The organism is Fimbriimonadaceae bacterium (assembly GCA_019638775.1).
Classification (GTDB): domain Bacteria; phylum Armatimonadota; class Fimbriimonadia; order Fimbriimonadales; family Fimbriimonadaceae; genus JAHBTD01.
The window spans coordinates 1-2,976 of the sequence record JAHBTD010000077.1 but is presented as its reverse complement, the minus strand read 5'-3'; the positions used below and the strand labels follow the sequence as shown (position 1 = coordinate 2,976).

Annotated in this window: 3 protein-coding genes; all 3 read right to left on the bottom strand. The window is 58.3% G+C overall.

The genetic code is table 11. The features are described 5' to 3' along the window. On the bottom strand, positions 1 to 1,788 hold a 1,788-nt coding region (locus KF784_19960), incomplete at its 3' end, for a hypothetical protein (GenBank protein ID MBX3121337.1). 88 nt (positions 1,789 to 1,876) lie between these two features. Next, positions 1,877 to 2,053: a hypothetical protein gene (locus KF784_19955; protein ID MBX3121336.1), complete on the bottom strand. Its 177-nt coding sequence runs from the start codon at positions 2,051 to 2,053 to the stop codon at positions 1,877 to 1,879. A gap of 277 nt (positions 2,054 to 2,330) precedes the next feature. Further along, positions 2,331 to 2,976 (bottom strand): hypothetical protein (locus KF784_19950; GenBank protein ID MBX3121335.1); only part of this gene is annotated, 646 nt, incomplete at its 5' end.

Sequence of the window (2,976 nt, the reverse complement as noted above, 5' to 3'; positions counted from 1 at the left end):
GAGCTCGGTCAATTGAATGCCGAGCTTCATGTAAGCCGGTCCCAGCGGCGCCAGCGCTGGAATCGCCTGGAGCAGCATTTCGGCCTGCTGTTCCCGCAAGACCGTGAAGTCCTTCGTCTCCGTAATGACGAGATCGTAGAGCCGTTCCTTGAGGGCCTTGATATGGTTCTTCGTAATCTGAACGGTACGCGGCGCGTTCGGATCATCGGTGATCTGAAACGCCATCTCCTCGGTGAGCCACTGCTTCGTATATTCGTAGGAGAGCCGCGCCTTCATGTACCGCGACCGACGCAGGTTGTTCTGCATCGGGAGCACAATCAGGTTCCCCATGGCCTGCTTTTTCGCGATCCCGAGCCCGCTACGTACTTCGGACGGCATCCCCATCGACTCGTTGCCCTGGCCAGACACCCGGCGAATGGCGTCTTTATCCTCCTGGAGCAGCGCGAGCTGTGCCTGGCCCATGTCCAAATTGTCGCGGAACAGAATCCGATTGCCCGAGATCGCGCCTTCCTTGACCTCCAGAAACCCATCCGGCTTCGCGTGCTCGGTCTGCAGGATTTCGGAATCGTCGAAGGAATTCTCTTCCGCAACGATCTGCCGGTTCGTCAGCAGCGCCAGCGCCTTACTTTCCCGCTTGTTGATGGATTCGACGATCGGCACCAGCCGGCTCGCAAGGGCCAGCGGCGCCCCGTTCTTCTTGAGGCCGGAGTAAAACGGCACATAGGGGAAGCGGTTCGTTTCGTGCGGCGAGACGTCATGATGGATGAGGATATTCCCGAGAATGACCCCGACATACATCCGCTCTTTCCACACCGGCTCGGCGTAGACACCGTCGGAGCCTTTCAGGTCCTTCAGGATCGCCTTCGCTTCGTCGTTGTCGACGGGCACCGGCACGGCGAGCACGCCATCATCCTTGAAAATGTAGTAGAGCTTGACCTTGCGCTTGTACCAGACCTCGAACGGCCGCACGCGTCGACGCTGCCCGTTTCCGGAGAGCACCGGCCCGCCAGTCGGCAAGTTCTGCATGTAGGTGTCATTCAACAGCGACGGGTCGACCGCTGATCCACCGAAAAACTCCAGCCCGTTCGAAACGGTCAAGTTCCGGAGTTCATCTTCCTTGTCCGGCCAGCGCTCAATGGCGTCCTCGACGTCCATCCATGCGCCTTCGCAGATGTACTTCGCATCTTCGTTCGGGTCATACCGCTGGGAGTAGGGATCTTTGAAAATCGTGAAGGGATTGCGGCTCTTGAACTTCTCGCAGGGTTGCCCGAGCTCGTTCCGCTCGATCCAGGCCTTGATCCAGCCCACCCCGCCGACCAGCCCATCCCAGGTCTGGTCTTGTTCCTCGAACTCGGCGAGGTTGGTCTGATCAATCCACCGCTGCGTGTCTTGGAGCACCGCGCCGACTCCGTCGTCGGCCGGCGTATTGCGCCCGAGGAAGCTGCATACCTGCCGCGTTTGAATAAACTGCCCGGCGATCCGCTCAAGAATCGGCGTCAGTTCATTGCGTCGCGTCGGCGGTTGGCCACGTTCGAGAAACTGGGCCAGCTCCGCTTCAGTATAGAATTCGTTTTCGGTGTACTGATAATTCAGCGAGCTTTCGAGCTCGTACATGGTCCTGAGCGGATGATTGACCGCTTCGTAGACCATGCGGTGCAGGCGCAACCGGATACAGTCTTCGTCCTCGTTCCGAACCGAATCGACGAGAAAGTCGAGCTTGTCCTTCTCCGAGGCAGAGGCCAGCTTGTCGTAGTAGCGGGATTTTTTCTGGGGTGCGGCCGTCGCCATACAGGATAAGCAATCCTGTCAGCAGGTCGCCGAAAACGGCGGGGACTGACACGGTCAACCGAGTGCTAGCACGCGTACTTGTGCAGTATCACGATGGAAGTGGAATGTCAAGTTCCTTGCAGAGTCGCATGAGCTGGACGTAGGTCCCCTTGACCTTCCGCGCCAGCTCACGGATCTCATGCTTCTGCTTGAAGGTTAGCACTTGCCCCCTTTGCCCTTCTTCTTTTTGCCCTTCACGGATCACCACCCCCTCTCCACCTGTCATCGACCTACCTCTTGAAATCCATGCAATTCTCGTAGCTCTTCGATCGTCATCCCTTCCGCCTTGATCGCCAGCCGAGGAGATGCCTCTCCAGACACCCGAATCCATGCCACCGGGAGATGTCTAGTCTCAATTCGCAAGTCGCCAGCACGAAACCATCCAATCGGCATCGTTGAGATCTTTGGATAGGTCAACGAAGTCCTCGAGTCCACATCTGCCGGCACTGGCAGCGATCCCAAGACCTTTTGCGGCTGACAGCAGCAACGAACCTCGAGTCGTCTCATCGTCCCCTTCCCATTCTCGCCGCCATCGATCGGAACCCCAACAACGCCGCATCCGTATTCGCGTTCCGCTGCCGACGCATCCGGCGTTGCCCGGGCGGCATCTTGGACGTACAGTGCTTATACAACCACCAGGCAATCGCCAATGCGTCCGCCTTGTCCGGCGAATTCGCCAACGGCGGCACATGCGGAATCCCCGACGAGAGCCCTTTCCCTTGAATTTTGATCTTCCCATCGACTTCCGCCCACCGGATCGACGTCAACTGCCCGATCAACTCATCATCCGTCACCGGCTGACCTTTTTTCATGATCCGGAGGCTGATTTCCAGCGCATCCATGAACCCTTCCCGCAGTTCCCAGTACATTTGATCCCGCAGGCGATGATACCGGCCCTCGTTCAACGGCTTTTGCGAGACATCGATCGAAAACACCCGCAATTTCTGCACGTTGACCAATTGGTCGCGCACCCCACGCCCGATCCCAATCACATCGACGCCGATCGCGTACTGGACCTCGCTCCCCACACTCGCTAGGTGGTCCCGCAAGTGCCCGGCAATCCGGTCAGACAGCTGTGTCGTGTCCTTCTCGTTGTGTTCATGGAGATCGAGCACTTGTGGGCCACGCATCGGAATGATGATCGACGGA